This is a genomic window from Rhodococcus sp. ACS1, from assembly GCF_002300155.1.
GTDB classification, from domain to species: Bacteria; Actinomycetota; Actinomycetes; order Mycobacteriales; family Mycobacteriaceae; genus Rhodococcus_F; species Rhodococcus_F koreensis.
Genome location: NZ_NSDZ01000009.1, coordinates 1 through 18,598, shown reverse-complemented (window position 1 = coordinate 18,598; position 18,598 = coordinate 1). Strand labels below are relative to the sequence as shown.

The 18,598-nt window shown below is 64.5% G+C and carries 19 protein-coding genes; 8 read left to right on the top strand and 11 right to left on the bottom strand.

The features are described 5' to 3' along the window. Positions 1 to 37: 37 nt before the first annotated feature. Positions 38 to 250 (bottom strand): SHOCT domain-containing protein, encoded by a 213-nt coding sequence (locus CJ179_RS51720; protein ID WP_179377812.1) that lies wholly within the window; start codon positions 248 to 250, stop codon positions 38 to 40. Positions 251 to 491: 241 nt separating this feature from the next. Here CJ179_RS51720 and CJ179_RS52310 point away from each other — a divergent pair, with 241 nt between their 5' ends. Further along, entirely contained in the window at positions 492 to 653 is a 162-nt protein-coding gene (locus CJ179_RS52310) for a hypothetical protein (protein WP_218834896.1), read from the top strand. A 129-nt stretch (positions 654 to 782) separates the two neighbouring features. Here the strand turns inward: CJ179_RS52310 and CJ179_RS37455 are convergent, their stop codons facing one another. Together CJ179_RS37455 and CJ179_RS37450 are read right to left on the bottom strand one after the other, a co-directional pair. Further along, on the bottom strand, positions 783 to 1,391 hold the full coding sequence (locus tag CJ179_RS37455; RefSeq protein ID WP_095864852.1) for a hypothetical protein: 609 nt from the start codon (positions 1,389 to 1,391) through the stop codon (positions 783 to 785). Positions 1,392 to 1,939: 548 nt separating this feature from the next. After that, a complete protein-coding gene (locus tag CJ179_RS37450) occupies positions 1,940 to 2,365 on the bottom strand; it encodes a pyridoxamine 5'-phosphate oxidase family protein (protein WP_095864851.1) in 426 nt (141 codons plus the stop codon). Positions 2,366 to 2,622: 257 nt separating this feature from the next. Here CJ179_RS37450 and CJ179_RS37445 point away from each other — a divergent pair, with 257 nt between their 5' ends. Continuing rightward, entirely contained in the window at positions 2,623 to 4,335 is a 1,713-nt protein-coding gene (locus CJ179_RS37445) for a GAF domain-containing protein (RefSeq protein ID WP_095864850.1), read from the top strand. Between the two features lie 54 nt (positions 4,336 to 4,389). On the opposite strand, the gene CJ179_RS37440 is transcribed toward CJ179_RS37445, so the two are convergent. Together CJ179_RS37440 and CJ179_RS37435 are read right to left on the bottom strand one after the other, a co-directional pair. Continuing rightward, positions 4,390 to 5,121: an ANTAR domain-containing response regulator gene (locus CJ179_RS37440; protein WP_373560181.1), complete on the bottom strand. Its 732-nt coding sequence runs from the start codon at positions 5,119 to 5,121 to the stop codon at positions 4,390 to 4,392. A 152-nt stretch (positions 5,122 to 5,273) separates the two neighbouring features. Further along, a complete protein-coding gene (locus CJ179_RS37435) occupies positions 5,274 to 6,515 on the bottom strand; it encodes a UPF0158 family protein (protein WP_095864849.1) in 1,242 nt (413 codons plus the stop codon). A gap of 868 nt (positions 6,516 to 7,383) precedes the next feature. On the opposite strand from CJ179_RS37435, the gene CJ179_RS37430 reads away from it, so the two are divergent. Next, a complete protein-coding gene (locus tag CJ179_RS37430; protein ID WP_257015988.1) occupies positions 7,384 to 7,647 on the top strand; it encodes a MerR family transcriptional regulator in 264 nt (87 codons plus the stop codon). 226 nt (positions 7,648 to 7,873) lie between these two features. Here the strand turns inward: CJ179_RS37430 and CJ179_RS37425 are convergent, their stop codons facing one another. Continuing rightward, the gene (locus tag CJ179_RS37425) at positions 7,874 to 8,506 is read right to left on the bottom strand and encodes a TetR/AcrR family transcriptional regulator C-terminal domain-containing protein (RefSeq protein WP_179377814.1); all 633 of its coding nucleotides are present in this window, start codon (positions 8,504 to 8,506) and stop codon (positions 7,874 to 7,876) included. Positions 8,507 to 8,582: 76 nt separating this feature from the next. Between CJ179_RS37425 and CJ179_RS37420 the strand changes: the two genes are divergently transcribed. The 3 genes from CJ179_RS37420 (at position 8,583) to CJ179_RS37410 (ending at position 10,544) form a co-directional block, all read left to right on the top strand. Continuing rightward, on the top strand, positions 8,583 to 8,786 hold the full coding sequence (locus CJ179_RS37420; RefSeq protein ID WP_095864847.1) for a hypothetical protein: 204 nt from the start codon (positions 8,583 to 8,585) through the stop codon (positions 8,784 to 8,786). Positions 8,787 to 8,950: 164 nt separating this feature from the next. Next, a complete protein-coding gene (locus CJ179_RS37415) occupies positions 8,951 to 9,547 on the top strand; it encodes a dihydrofolate reductase family protein (protein ID WP_095864846.1) in 597 nt (198 codons plus the stop codon). Positions 9,548 to 10,103: 556 nt separating this feature from the next. Then, positions 10,104 to 10,544: a nitroreductase family deazaflavin-dependent oxidoreductase gene (locus CJ179_RS37410; protein ID WP_257016007.1), complete on the top strand. Its 441-nt coding sequence runs from the start codon at positions 10,104 to 10,106 to the stop codon at positions 10,542 to 10,544. Positions 10,545 to 10,786: 242 nt separating this feature from the next. On the opposite strand, the gene CJ179_RS50930 is transcribed toward CJ179_RS37410, so the two are convergent. After that, the gene (locus CJ179_RS50930) at positions 10,787 to 10,975 is read right to left on the bottom strand and encodes a hypothetical protein (protein WP_143548984.1); all 189 of its coding nucleotides are present in this window, start codon (positions 10,973 to 10,975) and stop codon (positions 10,787 to 10,789) included. Positions 10,976 to 11,309: 334 nt separating this feature from the next. Continuing rightward, on the bottom strand, positions 11,310 to 11,750 hold the full coding sequence (locus CJ179_RS37405) for a DinB family protein (RefSeq protein ID WP_095864845.1): 441 nt from the start codon (positions 11,748 to 11,750) through the stop codon (positions 11,310 to 11,312). Positions 11,751 to 11,914: 164 nt separating this feature from the next. Here CJ179_RS37405 and CJ179_RS37400 point away from each other — a divergent pair, with 164 nt between their 5' ends. Continuing rightward, on the top strand, positions 11,915 to 12,139 hold the full coding sequence (locus CJ179_RS37400) for a DUF5652 family protein (RefSeq protein ID WP_095864844.1): 225 nt from the start codon (positions 11,915 to 11,917) through the stop codon (positions 12,137 to 12,139). Positions 12,140 to 12,605: 466 nt separating this feature from the next. On the opposite strand, the gene CJ179_RS37395 is transcribed toward CJ179_RS37400, so the two are convergent. The 3 genes from CJ179_RS37395 to CJ179_RS37385 form a co-directional block, all read right to left on the bottom strand. Further along, the gene (locus tag CJ179_RS37395; RefSeq protein WP_095864843.1) at positions 12,606 to 13,913 is read right to left on the bottom strand and encodes an IS256 family transposase; all 1,308 of its coding nucleotides are present in this window, start codon (positions 13,911 to 13,913) and stop codon (positions 12,606 to 12,608) included. A gap of 106 nt (positions 13,914 to 14,019) precedes the next feature. Next, positions 14,020 to 14,184 carry a hypothetical protein gene (locus CJ179_RS53345; protein ID WP_257015987.1) on the bottom strand — a complete coding sequence of 55 codons (165 nt, stop codon included), beginning with the start codon at positions 14,182 to 14,184 and terminating at the stop codon, positions 14,020 to 14,022. 283 nt (positions 14,185 to 14,467) lie between these two features. Then, a complete protein-coding gene (locus CJ179_RS37385; RefSeq protein ID WP_095864842.1) occupies positions 14,468 to 15,766 on the bottom strand; it encodes a hypothetical protein in 1,299 nt (432 codons plus the stop codon). Positions 15,767 to 16,696: 930 nt separating this feature from the next. On the opposite strand from CJ179_RS37385, the gene CJ179_RS37375 reads away from it, so the two are divergent. Continuing rightward, on the top strand, positions 16,697 to 18,094 hold the full coding sequence (locus CJ179_RS37375; protein ID WP_095864840.1) for a diguanylate cyclase domain-containing protein: 1,398 nt from the start codon (positions 16,697 to 16,699) through the stop codon (positions 18,092 to 18,094). The last annotated feature ends 504 nt before the right edge of the window (positions 18,095 to 18,598 follow it).

Below are 18,598 nucleotides of genomic sequence, written 5' to 3'. Positions count from 1 at the left end.
CACTTCCCTTCCCTCGGGCGGGTGCCGCGGCCGGGTGCTACGACGCCAGGATCTTGGCTTCGGCGTTGAACTCGTCCTCGGAAAGCACGCCCCGGGCCCGGAGCCCGCCGAGGTCCGGCCCGCTGTCCCCTATTTCGATGTCATTGACCGGAAACGCTCTCCTTGTTGTCCGCTGGGTGTCGGACTGTGAGGGCCACGGCTGCGGGGAATCGCGGATGATGTGGAGCCGGCCCCAGGTGGTGAGTGTCAACGTATCCCACCCCGAGCAGGAACACTTCGTTCTCGGCGCCGGCGGCGACACCCTGGAAGAACTGGATGATGCCGACGGTGACCATGATGATGGCCCCCCGCCCCGGGTCCGGTGGGGTCGGCGGAAAGGACTTTGTCCCCTAGCCGGACCGTCGCGTGGGTAGGAACACTGATAGTGACCGGGATCGGTGCCCGCGCCTTGGCCACCGCTCGGCCACATCTGTGCGACTGAGAGTACCCACATGACACGCCTGCAGGCTTCTTCGGTGAGCGCACCGCATCACTGCATTCCCACCCGCCGAGCACTGAGCACGCCGGAGATCCTTCAACGGATCCAGGCGATGTTCGCTGACGGGGACGACGCCGGCTCGGCTGGCACCGACGAGAAACCGTCGCCTATCTGACATGAAGGCGGTCCGGCTACCCCCGCAGGAGTGTTGCGGTGCACGAGAATTCGATGATCTCGCCCCGTCGGCAGCCTCGTGGTCCCGCCGATGACAATCCGATCCAGTGGCCCCGCCGGGCGGAGATCGTCAGCTGACCGGCCATCCCGGTGTGCGGCCGACATCGTTCCATTCTCGATCCCACTGGCGCATCCGGCTTCGCGTATTCACCCACCGGACCCCGCAGAGCAGCAGGAAGGAACCAGCCGCGGCGGTGGCCCACACCGACAATGCGGCGCTGACGGCGATCGCCGCGTTCTCCAGGCCCGATCGGGGCTCGTCGACCACGTGGCCGTCAGGACCGATCCACACCGAGACAATGTCGCCGCGGTGGGCGCCGTGCCGGGTTTCCACGTCGGCGGACTGGAGGGTGCCATCGGGCGCAGTCCACTGCGCCCTCGCATGGTCTTCGGTGTCCGGGGCGTCACCGGCCGCACCCCCCACGAGGACTTGGTGCGGATCGTCGATGAGAACAGCAGATTGTGCATGTCCGCTCTGCAGGTCGGCGCGGGACTGATCGTTCAGGCGGGTGTTGGTCACCGTTCCGAACGCCGCCGCGAACGGGACCATGATCAGGACGAAGGTGATCACGACCGCCGCGACGACGGCATCGAGACGGTCCCTGGCCCGCATGAGGGGATTTCGGCTCCACGGAGTCAGTCTCCACCAGCGTGATGCGGATGACTGATGGATATTCATCCCGCGCCTCCTCGGCCATCCTTACTGAATCCGAGTCTTCCGCACCCAGGGCGCGCGGCGTAGAGCACAAGGTCATCGGCAGAAGTGACAGAGAGAGCACCTTCTCGGCCGCGGTCCACGGCGGGTGCGTGGACGGCATGCGGACACCGGCCGCCAAGGACGCCCGGACGGGTGCCCTTCGCCCCCTGGAAATGGGCTCGCTGCGACCGCACCGAGTGGGAGCATCGTCACCCACACGACGGTGGCACGTGCCGCCCCGTCCGATGCGATGAGCTGAGCGTGCCCCGAGACGAAGAGTCGAGTGCCTGAACGGTGACGTCGACACTTTCTCGCCGAGAACGAATTCGGGTGTGCGGGATGTCGATTACCCTGTCAGGCTGCACCGCCGCGAAGGTGCCGGTGCCGGTGGCCTCCGGTGCACCAAAAAGGGGAATCTGGTCAGATGCTTGCGCGTAGCGCGCCGTCTCCGGCCCAGTGCCGGAGAGGTCGGTGGTGATCACGCCGTTACCGGGGCCATGTCCGACCACGGTCACCAAGCAGCGGGAGCTCTATCGCTGGTCGCCTGCCAGCCGGGGCAGGGTCATTCGTCGCCCGGTGACGTGCTCGATGTCGAGGACGAGGTAACCGTCGGAGGATTGGATGGTCCACGGGGAGGGGCCGGTGTGGTCGAACCCGGACAGATATTCGGAGCCTGTGGCGGTGCGAGCGTGACCGAGAACGACCACACTCCACCCGGCGCGGCTTCCCGACTCGACGTGGCCGGCCTCGAACGCCAGAAACGTCCGATCGAAGCGGCCGAACCAGGACTCGTTGTCGGTCGCGATGATGATCTCGGAATGGGGGGCGGCGAAGGTCACCAACCGGACCGCGGGCAGGGCGTCCTCGGTGTAGAGCAGACGACCCGTGGGCACCGACCGCAACGCGTGGACGCATTCGGTCGGGGTCAGGGTGCCGTCACGGCCGGAGGTACGCATCACGCTGTGGTCTTCTTTCCAGGCGCGACGGTCGGGTGCGTGCGTCTACCTCCTCAGCATGACCGTTTCTTCCCCTCGTGGTTAGAGTCCTAAGTCGTTGCGCCTGTCACTCGGACAGCAAAAAGGTGCAGCGGCCACCCGTGACCGGGTTTGACCTCCACAAAAAGGGGCTACCCTCGGGGGTGCACGCGCCACCGTCGGCAGCGCCCGCGTCTATGGCGGGGACGTGACAATGCGGCGCAGAAAGCCGGTAGACGATGCCAGGAGATGACGAATCACTCCTGCTCGACACACTCTCGCAGATGCGGCTTCGTCAGATGCTGACCGAGATGCAGGACCGCATCGAGCAGATGACCGCCTCCCGGGAACACTTCGACGGACTGCTCGAGGCGATACTCACCATCTCCTCTGGGCTGGACCTGGCAGCGACCCTGCGGCGGATCGTCGACGCCGCGATCAGGCTGGTCGACTGCCGATACGCGGCCCTCGGCGTGCTCAACCACAGCGGAGACCGGTTGCAGGAATTCGTCTACTCGGGCGTCGACGACGAGACTCGGCTTCTGATCGGGGAGTTGCCGACCGGGCACGGGCTTCTCGGCCTGCTGATCGAGCGCCCCGCACCGCTCCGTCTGGACGACATCGCCGGGCACCCCGCTTCTGTGGGGTTCCCCGCACATCACCCGCCGATGCGCACCTTCCTCGGCGTGCCGGTCCGCATCCGCGGGCAGGTTTACGGCAACCTCTACCTCACCGACAAAGCCGCAGGTCTGTCCTTCACCGAGGGCGACGAGATCCTGCTGCAAGCCCTCGCCGCGGCGGCGGGGATCGCCATCGACAACGCCCGCCTGTTCGAACAAGCCCGCCAGCGCCAGCAGTGGCAGCAGGCCACCAGCGAGATCCGCGGCGAACTGCTCGCCGCCATCGACCCCAGCGAGGTGCTCGACCTGATCGCCCGCCGGGCCCGCCACCTGGCCGGCGCCGATCACGTCCTGATCGCCCGACCCGACGATCTCGACCAAGCCTCCGCCGACGTCACCACCCTCACCGTCACCGCATACGCCGGAACCGATCCGAGCGTGCCCGGTATGCGGATCGGTGTCGACGACACCGCCACCGGCCGGGTCTACCGCACCGGGACACTGGCTCAGGTGCCGGAGATCAGCGATACCGGCCCGCACGGTCCGGCCCTGCTGCTGCCGCTGCGGGTGTCCGCGGACTCGGTGACCGGGGTCCTCGCCCTCGTCCGCAACCGTGGCCGGGAACCGTTCGACGACCGCCAACTGCCACTGGCCGCGGCGTTCGCCGACCAGGCCGCCCTCGCGTTGAAACTGGCCGATGATCAACGCCAGCTGGCCGCGGTGTCCCTGATCGCCGAACGGGACCGGATCGCCCGGGATCTGCACGACCACGTCATCCAACGACTGTTCGCGCACGGACTGCACCTGCAAAGCGCCCACGGCCGCAGCCGCGTCCCCGAGGCCCGGCAACGGCTGTCGGAGATGATCGACGACGTTCAGGACATCATCACCGACGTCCGCACCGCCATCTTCGACCTGCAAAGTGGAGAGGACGACGGGTTCGCGCTGCGCCCGGCGTTGACCGCGATCATCACCGAACAAACCGGTGAGAGCGGACTGCGCACCACCGTGCGCATGACCGGCCCGCTGAGCGTGGTCACCGGCCCCCTCGCCGACCATGCCGAAGCGGTGCTGCGGGAAGCGCTCAGCAACGTCGTCCACCACGCCCACGCCCACCACGTCGACGTCACCGTCTCCGTCGACGACGACCTCACCCTCTGCGTCACCGACGACGGCACCGGCATCCCCCCGGCCGTCACGCGCAGCGGCCTGCACAACCTCACCGCCCGCGCCCAACAGGCCGGCGGCACCTGCACCCTCACCACCCCCACCACCGGCGGAACCCGCCTGACCTGGACCGCACCCCTGCCGGAAGTGCCAGGAGCACGCTGAGGTGCCGCTTTCGCTACCGGTGACCGCTATCGACCCTCCCTTGGGGGTGCTGCGTCAGGAATCGTCGCAGCCAGTCTGGTGCGAGCGGAATCGAGAATCGAGCGCCGGGGTATAGCGTGGCCACTCCCGTTTGACGTTGGGCGACAAGGGTTTAGCAGGTATCCGGTCACCGGTCACCGACCGCATCAGGTCGTCGGCGACGTCGGACAGTTTGGTGTTGGTGCGCTGCGAACGCTCCACCAGCCGGTGGAAGGCCTCATCGCTGGTGATCCGATGCAACGCCATCAGCACCCCCTTGGCCTGATCGATCACCGAACGGGACACCAGCGCCGCCTCGAGTTGCCCGACCGTTTCCGCTGCCCCCCGCCAACGCCGGGCATTGCCGATCGCCGCCGAGGCCGCGATGGTCAACAACCGCATCAACTTCTCGTCGAACGGGTCGAAGGCCTCCGCCCGATAGCTGTAGACATTGAACGACCCCACCAGCTCCCCCTGGCCGGCACCCTCGACGATCAGGGGAACCGACAGATACGCCCGGATCCCCGCCTGCTCGGCTGCCGCGGTGAATTCCGGCCACACCGCAGCATGGTCCCCGACCACGGCCCGCACCGGTTCCCGCACTCGCTCCGCCTCCAGGCACGGTCCCCGATCCGCCGCGTACTGCTCCTCGTCGATCCGCATCACGAGGTCATCGGTGCTGACCACTGTCCGCGGCGCCCTCGGGTCGAGGCGGGTGACACTGACCGCGTCGGAAGGCCGCCGCACCGGCCGGCCCAGCGTGGTCACCGACGCCCAACTCGCCTACGCTACCCAGCTACGGAGTTGTTGGGGCACAAAAGGAACGACGATCGGGAACATGTACGCCGGATCCCTCGCCTCTCAGCTCGATCCGTACGCGGAGGGGCCAGAGACAGAGGTGACACGGGGTGGGCTGACGGTCAGCCCACGCGGATGCCCTCGCCGGCGAGGAACTCGCGGGCACGACCCAATTGGCGGTCGGCGGAGAAGGCGTACCACTGGTCGGCGAGGCTCTCCTGGTGCACCAGGTCGCGGAACCGGCCGAACGCGCCCTTGCCCTCGATCGCCCGCTCCAACCGCTCCCGCAGCGCCGCATCATGATGCCGCTCGGCGAAGGCCGCCATGTCACGCCAGCCGTCCCGCGAGCCGGTTCGATTGAACCGGAGCCACCGGTCGGGCTGCGCCTCCACCTCGACGGCGGCATCCTCCCCGACCATCATCGGGTCGGTGCTGCTCTCGTCGTACACATCCCCGGTGCGCAGGTCGACGTAACCACCGGTCGACATACCCAGATCCCCCTCCAATGCGCTACCGAGCATCTCGAGGTCGACCGGCACCACCCGCCCCGACAGCGGCTCCCCGCGCAGACACCCGAGCAGGTCCTCGGCCAGCACCTCGTCACCCGCGCCGCCGCGCCAGGTCAGCCGGTTGATGACCGACACCGCCACCGGCTCGGCCTGCTCCCGTCGCTGCTGCAGCGCCATCGGTATCCCGGCCCCCACCTGCTGCAGCGCGTCGTCGATGTCACGCCCTCTCACCGCGCCGAGGAAACGCGCGGCATCGGCTGCCGCGATGGCTTCGCGCAACTCCGACACCTCGAGCGAGGGCACCTGGTCCCGTGCGGGCCACGCGTGCAACAGCATCGGATGCGGCTGGCTCGGTCGGCGCGGTGCTCGGCTGTCCCCGTCGTCGCCATCCCACCGCCGCCCGTACTGGTCCGGGATGGCGCCCCAGCCCCAATACGGCATCGGGGCCTCAGGGCGGATACCCAACACCTCCACGGGGTCGACCTTCTCCTTCCCGACCACACAGCGGTGGGTCCAGTCATCACCCAGGTCGAAGGTGAACTGAAACTCCGCTCCCGGCACCAGGGTCCGAACGACCTTGGCCGACACGATGTCCACCGTCTCCGTGATCGGCCCACCCATCGACGAAGCCATCTCGGCCCCCGTCTCCACGTCGGTGACCACACGTCCATCGGCAAGGGTGAACATCGACAGGTGCGCCCGGTCCCACCGGGCGAAGGCGTCGTTGACGGCATTCGCGAGGTCCATGAAGGTGTGCGACGGTCCGACCGCGAAGATGCGCCCGGGCCACGGCCATAATTCTTCGCCGCGCCCGCCGAGCAGCTCCACCGTCACCGACAACCACGTTCTCGCCATTCCCCGAGCATGGCATGCGGGCCGCGGCGCCGTCCGGCAGCCGCAGACATGCCGTCTCATCCCCTTGGCCAACTGGCCGCCGAGTGGCCAACTTGGATGAGATTTGGCCACGATTTCTGATTCCCTATGTAGGTTGTCGCCGCCGGTGGCATTTTGAGACGCTGCGGCCTGCGGACTTGTCGCTTGTCTCACGGCATGGCCACCGCAAACTGTCTCAATTTGCTGGCATTTCTTCAGCCATCACGAAGCGAGGCGGGCCGTGCCGGTGCCCTGCTGTGACGGGCGATCAGGACTCCCTGACACCCCACGTCAGGAGTGGTTGGGGCACAACAGGAATGTTGACGGGGCATTTACGCCGGAGCCCGCACCGCAGCTCGATCCCGTTAGCGGATCCGTCGAGGGGCCGCCCGTCGACGTCGACGGAACCACCCCCGGCCTCCCGGGTTCGTATGAAAATCCCTGGTCAACCCACTCTACAATTTCTGTAGTGGTAACTGTAGACATTGAGGCGTCGCCGTTATAGAGTTCCTCTCGTCGCAAGGAAAGAGTTCACGAGGTGCGGGAGAGAATGAACTGCCCGCAGAGAAGTACCGCAAGACCAGGATGTGCCGGGCAAGGGTTGATGTGAGTGTGTAAGGCCCCGGCATCTCCGGCCGGCGACCGGGCAGCACGAAGGCCCGGCAGCCGGAAGAAGTGCAGTGAACTAGGAAATGAAACCGGCCCCCGGTGCCTCACGGCGCCGGGGGCCCTGTCCATTGAAAGGTGTCACCCCATTCAGGAGGATTCGCCCGATCGCGGCCCAGCCGGGAAGTTCGACGACGAGGACTACCCGGCCTACAGCATGGGCCATGCCGCCGAGATTCTCGGCGTGACACAGGCATTCCTCCGCAGCCTCGACGCCGCGAAGCTCCTCACCCCCGGACGCTCGGAGGGCGGGCACCGCCGCTACTCCCGATACCAGCTCCGCATCGCCGCCCGAGCCCGCGAACTGATCGACCAGGGCACCGCGCTCGATTCCGCATGCCGCATCATCATCCTCGAAGACCAGCTCGCCGAGGCCCGACGCATCAACACCGAACTCCAGCACACAGACCGCCCTGTGACCGACGGGCCCGCCCCCACGCTCGGCTGAAACACCGCCGCCTGTCCGGAACGCCAGTCGAGGGTTACCCCCTCGGATGCCGCCCTACCGCTCGGCACCCTCACCTCGACTCTCATGCAAGAACGGACTATCCGGCAGGACTGCACCCTCTTCGTCAGTCCACGTTCGATCCCGCTCAACCATCGATGACCGGTCACCTCTTCAGAGGTATCAGTTCACATGTCCGGGGGCAATCACAGGTCGTGAAAACGGCTGACTACGCGGGAGGAGCGGGAGTGGTGGGGGTGAGTCCTCGGATGAGGGCGGCGAGCCCGGTCTCGAATTCGTGGTCTTGGCCGAGAGCGACGACGTGTCGAGTGCTTTCGATGAGGTGACTCGCAGCACTGTCGGTTCGATTGGTCTCGATGGCGATGTCCCCACCGTCGCGGGCGGTCTGTTGTTCGATCGCGGAGCCGATCGTGTAACGCGCCACCGCAATGAGGGCAAGGATGGCCTCCGTGGCCGTGAAGCCCGCGCTCTCCAGGAGGCTCACCTGAGCCATCGCGGCGTCGAGATGAGGGCTTCGCGAGCCGGACGATGCGATTAGGCGGGCGCCGTCGCGGATGCTGAGCATCGCCCGGCGCAGGCTCCGCGCGTTCCGAGCAACGAACACGTCCCACCACTCACCGTCCGCGGGAAGACGGTCGGTGTGCCGCCGGGCGAGGATCTCGTTCGCGGCGGCATCGAGCAGCTCGGCCTTGCTGGCGAAGTGGTGATACAGCGCCGGTTGGCGGATGCCGAGGTGCGTTGCGATCGCGCGGAGCGACACGTGGTCCAGTCCGCGCTCGTCCAGGACCATGATCGTGGCTGCCACGATCGAGGCGCGGTCGGTGCGCGAGGGGTACGGCATCGTCCCAGAATATCGGCATTGGCGAGCAAGACTATCGTTGATAATCTTTGCGTGTCCGACAACGAAGGGAAACCGCATGGGACACGTAGACGCTTGGACCGGCACGGTGGTCAAGAAGTCGCGGAAATTGCTGGACGGCTCGAACCTCTATCGGCAGGTCACCGTCCAGACTGAAACTGGCACCACAGAGAAGATCCGAGTCGACCGGGCACTCTGGAAGGAATTGAAGGTCGGGGATCACCTGGTCAAGGATGCCGGGCGCGAGCCACGCCCCGCATGATCGACCGTGTTCTGCTCTCCAAGATGCTCTCGCTGGACGGCTTCGCCGACGATCCGGGGAAGGCGAATGGCTGCGGAACACCGGTCACAGGCTCACCGGCTTTTGAGCGTTGTCCGTAGTCGGCGGAGCCCGTTCGTCCTGCTGTTGAGAGAAGGGAATTAGTCATGAAACTCACTATCAGCCTGCAGGTCACCCTCGACGGCGTCGCCCAGGCGAACGGCGGCAATAACGAGGAGATGGATCCCGGCTTCACCCGCGGCGGCTGGGCGCTCCCGCTCAACGACGGCGAGGCGGTGCAGTACATCCTCGACACCTGGCAACGACCGGACGCGTTCCTGCTCGGCCGGAAGACGTACGGTCTGTTCGAGACATATTGGGGTGCCCGCAGCGACGACGACGGCTTCGGCGAGGCGATCAGCTCGAAGCCGAAGTACCTGGTCTCCACCACCGTGACGGACCCCACGTGGGAGCAGACCACGGTCATCTCCGGCGATGTCGCGGCTCGCGTGCGCGAACTCAAGGCGCAGCCTGGCGGAGAACTGCTCGTGGTGGGCAGCGCGGCGCTCGCGCGGTGGCTGCTCGAGAACGAGCTGGTCGATGAGCTGGACCTGGTCCAGTTTCCGGTGATCGTCGGCGAGGGCAAACGGCTATTCCCCGAGCACGGCCCCGACTTCGCACTCGACCTGATCGACTCCCGCGTCTTCGGTACGGGCATCGTTGCCCTCACGTACAGCGTGGGCGGTCGCCCCGAGTACGCCTGAGCGAGAGTGCCCCCTACCGTGTGGCTGGTCAACGACCAGGGCAAGGGAATGCGACCAGTGCTCCCGCAAACGAATGCGGTGCATGCAAGCGCGACGCAATTACAGCGGTCGAGCAGCTCCCGGTGACCACCAGGACCGTCCAACAGGTGCCCTTCGCCCGTAAGCCGCCGCGGCTTGCCGCCAATCCGGCGATCATTACCGTGCCGGAAGCGGAACCTGCACCGGGACGAGTTCGGCGAACAGCGGACTCCGGCAGCAGTCGGTGCTCGTTCCGTACGCCGATCGGCAACCGGTGTGCTTCGATAGGCGTCGCCATCGGTCAGTACTGCGCGCCATCAGGTGCGAGAGTCAAGGATGACCTGCGATGCTGATCAAACCACTGCGGAGGACATGAAGAGGCTGAAGATGACGGAGGCCCCGAGCAACGGCTCCACATCAGGTGATGAAGCGGTGACCGTTCGTGCCGCCGCGATCCGGGCCGCCGGCTATCCGCGAAGTACCTAAGCACGGATCGCTGCTGAAATCGGCGAGGGATGGTCGCATCCTCAGCGCGCTTATGCTCCGGATCTTCGCTATCTCCACACCCCATGGGCACGGGGTGCTCACGACGACCGGTCGCAAGAGTGGCAAGGAGCGACGGAACTACGTTCGCGCGATCCGGTGCCACGACAAGGTGTACGTCGTGATGCTCCGCCCTCCCGCATTGGCAATCGAGAGGCCCCTAGCCGTCTCATCCTGGATGTGGAACATCCGGGGAAACCCAAACATTCGCCTTCGGCTGCGGCGTCGAACCGTTGCCGGCGTCGCGCGCGAGATCAGCGACCCGATCGAGTTGCGACAGGCCCGAGAGGCAATCTGCGAGACGGTTCACCTCGTTGACTACGGTGAGTGCAGCCTTCATCTGCGCGGGCGTCCCTCCCGGGCCAAGATCAAGGACCTCCACCGCTACTGGTTCGACACCGGTATCCCACTTGTAATCGAACTCGCGGTGAGGTAAGGGGTGCATTGTTGCGCCAGGACGCCTAATAGCCGATCGACGGCAGCCACGCGCCCTGCGGCTCGTGTAGAGCCCGCTCGTCATCAGCGTCGACTGCTGGACGATCGTCAGCCCAGCATCGAAGCACCAGGGGCCGACAAACAGGGTCGGGCTGATCGGCTTGAGGATGTGCAGGTGAATATGCGCTTTTTGTCGGTGCATCTCGTCGCCGGCCCAACTGAACGCTACGTCGCCTTTGCGGATCAGTATGGGCTGGCCGGCCTTCTCGATTCGCCAGCGATCGCCCGGTCCTGCAGGAATTCCCAGGCGCCGTCCTCAACGGTCCCCGTATGGGACACGTATCGGTAGGTCAGTGAACCCGACAGGTAGAGCAGCGTGCTCGCCGCGTGTCGACCCATCAGTTCGATCCACGACGGAGGCGCAGCAGTCATGTCAGCAACCGTACGGCGTCATGTCGACGCACCGGCAGAAGCTGTTCAAACGGATGTCGGAGTTTGCGGCGCGTTTCACAAGCGGATCCGCTTACGGAACGAGGGCCGACTGCCGCAGGCATGCGGTGGGACGCCACTTCATCCCGGTGCAGGTTCGCCGACCGGACGACGATTCCAGAAAGAGCGTAGAAAACAGCGGGCCCGGCGCCATCGGCGGCCAGCTCCGCCGGCATACAGGTGCCCGCCCACTACGAAAACACCTCTGCAGACGAGCCAACCGCTGCGTAACACCTACGCTGATCTGAATCACAGCGCTCCAATTCGGGTCGCTCAGTCAGTGACACGTACGGCTGGCATAAAGATCGCGCAAGAGCGCGGCCTCGGCGCCATGATGGATCAGTTCGTCCGCGATGCGCAGGACAAACGACCTTCGGGTTGCCGAACCGTATGGCCCGGCGGCCGGACCGATCGCCGCGGTCAGGTCGACGGATTCGAAGGTGACGAGCTCGCCAAAGGCGGCATACGCCAAGTCCATCGAGGCCAGGGCATCCTGCGCGCAGTCCGCGCCACCGTTATCGACCTTTGCCACCGGCGGCGTGACTGCGAGCCACGTCCAGTTGCGTAATTGGGTCAGGACTTCAGCGATGTGAAACAACCGCCACCGAATGGTGATCTTGTCGTCAGCGCCAACCGGCCGCCACGACCACTCCCCATCAGTCAGTCCAACCATACGGTTCCACAACCGTTCCCAAGCGTGGTCGAGCAGGTCCAGCACATCCTTGTCGGCATCTGCATGGTCACCACCCTGCCAGTGCGCACAGGGGACCGCTCGACCGCAACCGCTGCCGAAGAGAACCCCTCAGATGGGCGAAGCACCAGAGGCGCAGCGACCGGCCATCGGCCTTGCTCCTGGTCAGGGATCAGGCGCACGATGATCCCATGACCAAGAAGCGTTGGAGTGACCTCGATCCACGTCTTCGGCAAGCACTCCTCATTGGCGGCGCCTTCGAGACAGGCCTGAAGATCGCCACGTTGATCGATCTTGCCCAACGTCCACGTTCGGCCATCCGGGGCTCGAAGTCCATGTGGGCACTCGCGCTCGCCCTGGTGAACTCGGGTGGCATTTTGCCGGTCATCTATCTGCTGCGCGGGCGCGCCGGATGAAATGCACGTCAAGGATCGGGCGACCGGTCATGGATCCGCCTACGGGACTGACGAGCCAAACCGGGCACCCACTGGCGAGATCTCAGAACCTGATTCCCATGTCGTAGAGCTGCGCCGCGATCGTCCACAGCCATACCCGAACATCCTGGGGGAAAGGACTCCAGTTGAGGATCCAGTTATCTCCTACGGACGTGAACATCGACAATCGTCTCCATCCGGTTGTCCCGACCGCCTAAATAGGCTAGCTCTCGCGTGCCTATAACTGTTCCCTATTTGCCAGAGCGAGACGGCAATTGAGGCCATAACCGGCAGACCCAGCAATCCCTCCAACAGGGGATCGTCTATCGGTGAACTCCCCTCGCAGAACCGCGATCGATCCAAAGGGCTTAGAGGGTGTTAATGCGTCACAGTGCGGGCAGCTCGGCGATCCGAGGAGATATTGTCAAATCCTGTGGATGAGGTTGTTTCAAGCGACCTCCGATCCGGTGCTTGCGGGCTCGATCGCCCCGGCGTTGGGGCTGATATCGGTGGGTCGTTCGAGCAGTTTGCCCTTGTGGAACACCGCGCCCGCACGAACGAGCGCGACCAGATGTGGTGCGTTGACCGCACGCCAGCGCGCCTGGGCGGCGTCGATCAGCTTGTAAGCCATGGCAAGTCCCGCCGCACGCGAACCCGGCCCCTTGGTGACCTTCGTCCGGAGCCGCACCGTCGCGAAAGTTGACTCGATGGGATTTGTGGTGCGGAGATGTACCCAGTGCTCGGCCGGATACTTGTAGAACTCGAGCAACACATCCATGTCGTCGGTGATCTTCGCGACCGCCTTCGGATACTTCGCGCCGTAGTCGAGCTCGAAGGCCTTGATCGCCACCTGGGCCTTGTCGATGTCCTCGGCGTTGTAGATTTCCTTCATCGCCGCGAGCGCCCCCGGATGCGCCGACTTCGGTAGCGCAGCAAGAACATTGGCCTGCTTGTGGAACCAGCACCGCTGCTCCCGGGTTTCCGGGAACACCTCCCGCAACGCCCTCCAGAACCCCAGAGCGCCGTCACCGACCGCGAGAACGGGAGCGGTCATACCGCGGCGTCGGCAGCCGCGCAGCAGGTCCGCCCACGACTCGGTGGACTCGCGATACCCGTCGGTGAGGGCGACGAGCTCCTTCCGGCCGTCCGCGCGGACCCCGATCATCACCAGCAGGCACAGTTTGTCCTGCTCGAGCCGCACCTTGAGGTGGATACCGTCGACCCACAGATAGACGAAGTCGGTGCCCGAGAGGTCCCGACCCTGGAAGGCCTTGGCCTCGTCCTGCCACTGGGTCGTCAACCGGGTGATCGAGGCCGCCGACAGCCCGGCACCGGATCCGAGGAACTGCTCGAGCGCCGGCCCGAAGTCGCTGGTGGAGAGCCCGTGCAGATACAGCAAGGGCAGTACCTCGTTCATCTGCGGGGACTTGCGCACCCAGGCCGGCAGGATCGCCGACGAAAATCGCTGCCGCTCTCCGGTGTCCGGGTCGATGCGTTTGTCGTTGACCCGAGGGGCTTTCACGGTGACCGCACCGGCGGCGGTCAGTACACCGCGTTCGTGGTGGTAGCCGTTGCGCACCACCAGGCGGCGACCGTTCTGGTCGACCTGGTCAGCGAACTGTTCGATATAGGCGGCGACCTCCGCCTGCAGGGCGGCTGCGAGCATCTGCCGGGCACCGTCGCGGACGATCTCGTCGAGTAACGACCGCCCGTCGTCGTCGTTGGTCCGGTCGTCGTCGTGTACTACCGTGAGCACGGGCGTACCTTCCCGCCAGCGTTGCCGCGCTGGTCTTGATCAGAGTTCGGATACCTTGCAGATCATCTTCCGGGAAGGTACGCCCTCCCCGATCCACAAGTTCTGATCATTTCTCCGATCCGAGACGACGCTGAGCGAACATCTGCCGGACAGCGGCCAGTTCGTGCTCGAACCGCGTGACCGGTTCGGCACCCACTGCTGCCAGGCACCAGCTGTAATGCAATTTCAGCGGGTCACTGTCGCACACCGCCACACCGGTGGCGTCCTCCAAAGTCAGCGCCTGTGTCCACCGCTGCGCATTCCGGCGGCACTGGGCCCTTCGACAGCGACAATCACCGGCACACTATCTATCCGGAGACACGACGATCTGAATCGGCGGCGCTCTCCTTGTGGTGTCTCATGCGACAGCTCCCAATAACGGCCATTTCCGAGACGCGGATCCGTGAGACAACCACGCCATGCCAAGGTCTGGGAGTATCGTCGCGGTGGAGACCCGGCACCTTCGCCGCCGGTGAGGGAAACCGGGCGACTCATATGATTCTCGATCGGCAGAATTAAGACCCAGACACCCGATCGGCTAGTGCTGGGGCTGTGGTGAATCTGAGCGTGTCTCCCCAGTTTCCGATTTCCCAGCTCCCGTTGTAGCCCGAGAACCCGTGGTCCGTCTTGGTTGCTGTTCCGCTTTTCTGATCGGGATTATCTGCCGTACCCGTGATCTCTGCGATCTGGACCCCGAATTGGGTGATCGAGCCCCACTGCTGTATTTGACTCTGCATCTGCTGGATGTCGCGTCCGGCACTATTGCCAGAGTCGGGCTGGATTGCCGCCTTGTATGCACGCGCTGACGTTTTTATTCCGTTAAAATAGTCGAGGTAGCTTTGCTTAATGGGCCCGTTCAGTTGATCGCACATCTTTTCACACTGTGTGACTACGTTCTCAATGTCCAGGATTTCAAACACAACGTCCGCTACCGACATGACGACTGCGACAACAGCGATGAACTTGCCGACAGCATCCATGGCGCCAAAAGCAGTGGCGTCTACTTCCTCCACAGGAAGGCCGGCAGCTTCTGCTTGTTCCCTAATGGTGGCGTTCGCAATTTTCAATTTATAAAACATAATCGCTATGCACGCATTTTGAACCATGGATATCTCAGTCTCACCAGGGAAATTAAAACCCGCCAGAAAGTCCATGAACTTCTTGACGTCGGCATCAGTCTTTTGACTGAGATTCAGCGTATCCAAAGCATCGTAGACCGCGTTTATCTCGTCGCTGTTGTATAGACGCCGCGCGGACTCAGCGTACTGCTTGAAAGTCCCAACATCCAACGTCGTATTTCTCTGCACCTGCGCTAAGAATTGCAGTAGAAGGCCGCGACATGTTCGCGTGTCGAGGCCCACCGGAGCCTTGCTCGCAATCAGATTGTTGTTTTGCTTGTATTTAGCGACGTAATCACTCACCGGCGAGTTGATTTGAGCGGAGATGTCAGCGTCGACCGATGTCAACTTATTGTTGAGATCGGTTGACTTCGATGAAATAACTTTTTCCTGAATTATCTCGGCAGCTTGGAGAGCGGCGAACGCTGCCATCCCAAGTCCGAAAGACCAGATTGCAGCTACCGCGGCTCCGTCGGCGGCAATCTGGGTAGCGTCCTTCGCAACGGTCAGGTCACGCACCTCGCACGACAAATCGTACAGCGTCGAGAATTCGGCGTTGACCGCCGTGTCTGAATCGAATTCTCCAAGATTTACAAAGAGAGCCTGCTCAGAAATAATGCCGTCGATGTTTTCATCTGATTCGGTCTCCCAGGTAGACATGTAGTTCAAGTAGGTGATGAGGTCCGTGCTGCCCATGGCAGGTTGCCTTTCGAATTGACTCTTCAACCGACGTACACGCCGGCCGTCGTGAAGCTGTGGTCTTGCTGACGTAGTGCGGTGGGGCCGCGGATTCCGGCGGGTAGATGGGTGGAAATCTTGGAACCTTCATCGTCCGCTGCTGATCGGCGAAAGGTCAAGACCGGTTGGTCCTGTTTGACAGCAGGTCCGAGCGTATCGGCATGAATTTTGCATAGTTATACACTTCTTCGGATTGTCTCTCATTCGAGCAGTTTTGAGGCACCGCACCAGTGCTGAGGCGCTGCATCAGGGAGATAGGCACCGGCCATCGACTAAGACTTGCTCGAGACATCTGACCCTGCCATGCCGAGATGATCTGCCCGCGCACGGCCCCAAGAGGATTCACACCTGCAATGCAGGCAATACCAGCACTGTTTGCATTCGAATTGATGTGGATCACGGATCAGTGCGTCAGAAACGACCGTATCGGGAGCTGACCTCATGAGACACCGCAAGGGGATCACTCAGTGGGATTGATTCTTCACCGTGTGCATGGCCGTCCTCATCGATGCTGAGGATTTTGAACTTCGAGACCCCTTGAGGTTGGAGCATCACCGTGTCGCCAGTTGTCAAAAAGCGGCGAGTTCCCGGATTCTCGGTCATACACCACGATGAACCCGTACGGGTCCGGTGGGCAAGACGCTGATCTTCGTTGAGTTCGCTCCAGGTCAAAAGAGGCGCCGAACCCGAAAACGTAACTGGACCCGACCACCGGCACCGTCACGATGCAAGCGAGGGACGGTGCACCCGCGATCTGGACGCATCGCCCATCGACTGATCGAACCTCGACGGTGTTCACTCGAATCAGCACAAGCAATGCGAAGGCTCGACCTGCAAGGGTGGACACCATGGCGGCAACGCACATCGAGGCTGGGAGGAACGGCCAGGATGAAACCGGAAACAGCGGAAGCCCGCATGTTGCTGTCGGCGATCGAGGAAGCCCAGAACATGGTCGCACTCGCCGACTACGACACCGGACGCCTGCGCTACCTCAACCCCGCCGGGATGCAGCTGATGGGACTGACCGACGAGGCCGCCGTCGCCGCCCGCTGGGCACCGGAATTCTTCACCGACGTCGGATTCATCCAGGCCCCCGACATGGAATCAGCCCTGCTCGAACAGGGCCGATGGGAGGGCCGGTCGGAGTTCCGGCACTTCCTCACCGGTGAACCGATCCCGGTCACCTTGTCCACCTACGTGATCGAGCGCACCGAGGACCAGCGCCCGGCGGTGATCGCCTGCATCGCCCAGGACCTGCGCACCGCCCAGGAGCACGAACAGCGCCTGCACACCGCATTGGAGGCGGCCGCGTACCGGGTCCGCGAACAACGCGCCCTCGCCGACCTGAGTCAGCTCGCCGTCGACGGCGACCTCGACCACGTCCTCGTCGCCGCGGCGGACGCAGCCGCCGCGTTGGTCGGAGTCAACTGCGCCTCGGTGGCCCGGGCCGAGGAACCGGGCGGCACGTTGCGGGTGCTCGCCTACCGCGGTCAACCACCCGTTCCCGAAACCTTCGCCCCCGGTACCGATTCGCAGCCCGGATACGCGGCCGCCACCGATCAGATCATCATCTGCCCCGACCGGTACGGCGAGCACCGGTTCGCCACCGAAGCCATGAATTCCCGGGGGCTACGGAGCGGGGTCTGCGTTCCCATCGGCGCCGAGACGGTGTGGGGAGTGCTCACCGCACACAGTGCCCGCCCCCGCGACTACTCCGACCGGGAGGTGATGTTCCTGCGCTCGGTGACCGCGGTGCTGGCCGCGGCGATCCGGCGCATCGAGGCAGAGCAGGCACTGCGGCATCTGAGCCTGCACGATTCACTGACCGGGCTACCCAACCGTGCCCTGGCGCACCAGCAAATCGACGCCGCCCTGGACACCGCACGCGGAAGCGGGTGCACGGTGGCCGCGTTGCTGATCGACCTCGACGAGTTCAAAACCCTCAACGACCGGCTCGGCCACGCCGTCGGCGACGACGCCCTCATCCGGCTGGCCGAACAACTGCAATCGGTCATACGCCCCACCGACACCGTGGCCCGGATCGGCGGCGACGAATTCCTCATCGTCTGCCCCGACACCACCACCACCGAGGCCATCGCCCTTGCCACCCGCATCACCGAACTACACATCGGACCCGACTCGACCGGACGCGAACTGCGGTACACCGCCAGCGTCGGCATCGCACTCGCCGGACCGGAAGACACCCGGGTAACGCTCATCCGTCGCGCGGACGCCGCCATGTATGAAGCCAAAACCACCGGAAGCGGACACACCCTCGCCCCCTGACACGAACCCCCACCCCCGCACCCAAGCGCACCGCCACCGACATGCGGTGTGCCGCATAATGTTCCCGCCGAAGCACCGAGCACGCCACCCACGCCAGCCGAGCGTCGCCGAACCTGACCTGCCCCCACCAGGCTCCGGGGAGCCGATGCTTGCGACCGGGCCTCGGCCGGCACGAACACCCGCGGTTCATCAGCGAGATGCGCGAGCACCCCCGACGGAACTCGCCCACAGGCCCACACCAGACCCCACCGCACCACATTCAGCTCAGCGACGACGAATACACCCGCGCCCACGCCGCCGCCCGCATCGCCGGCCAGAACCTCGAAACCTCCGGTCCACGACCGCATCACCGACGCCCTCGAACAACCCGAATAGCAGGTTCAGTCGGGGGTGAAGAACAGTTCCATCCCGATCATGAACCACGCCTCCATTGCCGCCATCGGCACGAACGCGCACACCAACAGCAGGGCGAAGTCCACACTCGGATCGGCCGCGGCGATGCGG

Excerpts from the sequence above, each read along its gene's own strand:
- CJ179_RS37385 (WP_095864842.1), bottom strand. The coding sequence starts at position 15,766 with ATGGGCAGCACGGACCTCATCACCTACTTGAACTACATGTCTACCTGG.
- CJ179_RS37420 (WP_095864847.1), top strand. The coding sequence starts at position 8,583 with ATGGGACACGTAGACGCTTGGACCGGCACGGTGGTCAAGAAGTCGCGG.
- CJ179_RS37455 (WP_095864852.1), bottom strand. The coding sequence starts at position 1,391 with ATGAATATCCATCAGTCATCCGCATCACGCTGGTGGAGACTGACTCCG.
- CJ179_RS37450 (WP_095864851.1), bottom strand. The coding sequence starts at position 2,365 with ATGCGTACCTCCGGCCGTGACGGCACCCTGACCCCGACCGAATGCGTC.
- CJ179_RS37445 (WP_095864850.1), top strand. The coding sequence starts at position 2,623 with ATGCCAGGAGATGACGAATCACTCCTGCTCGACACACTCTCGCAGATG.
- CJ179_RS37425 (WP_179377814.1), bottom strand. The coding sequence starts at position 8,506 with ATGCCGTACCCCTCGCGCACCGACCGCGCCTCGATCGTGGCAGCCACG.
- CJ179_RS37415 (WP_095864846.1), top strand. The coding sequence starts at position 8,951 with ATGAAACTCACTATCAGCCTGCAGGTCACCCTCGACGGCGTCGCCCAG.
- CJ179_RS37400 (WP_095864844.1), top strand. The coding sequence starts at position 11,915 with ATGACCAAGAAGCGTTGGAGTGACCTCGATCCACGTCTTCGGCAAGCA.
- CJ179_RS37375 (WP_095864840.1), top strand. The coding sequence starts at position 16,697 with ATGAAACCGGAAACAGCGGAAGCCCGCATGTTGCTGTCGGCGATCGAG.
- CJ179_RS52310 (WP_218834896.1), top strand. The coding sequence starts at position 492 with ATGACACGCCTGCAGGCTTCTTCGGTGAGCGCACCGCATCACTGCATT.
- CJ179_RS37435 (WP_095864849.1), bottom strand. The coding sequence starts at position 6,515 with ATGGCGAGAACGTGGTTGTCGGTGACGGTGGAGCTGCTCGGCGGGCGC.
- CJ179_RS37410 (WP_257016007.1), top strand. The coding sequence starts at position 10,104 with ATGCTCCGGATCTTCGCTATCTCCACACCCCATGGGCACGGGGTGCTC.
- CJ179_RS50930 (WP_143548984.1), bottom strand. The coding sequence starts at position 10,975 with ATGACTGCTGCGCCTCCGTCGTGGATCGAACTGATGGGTCGACACGCG.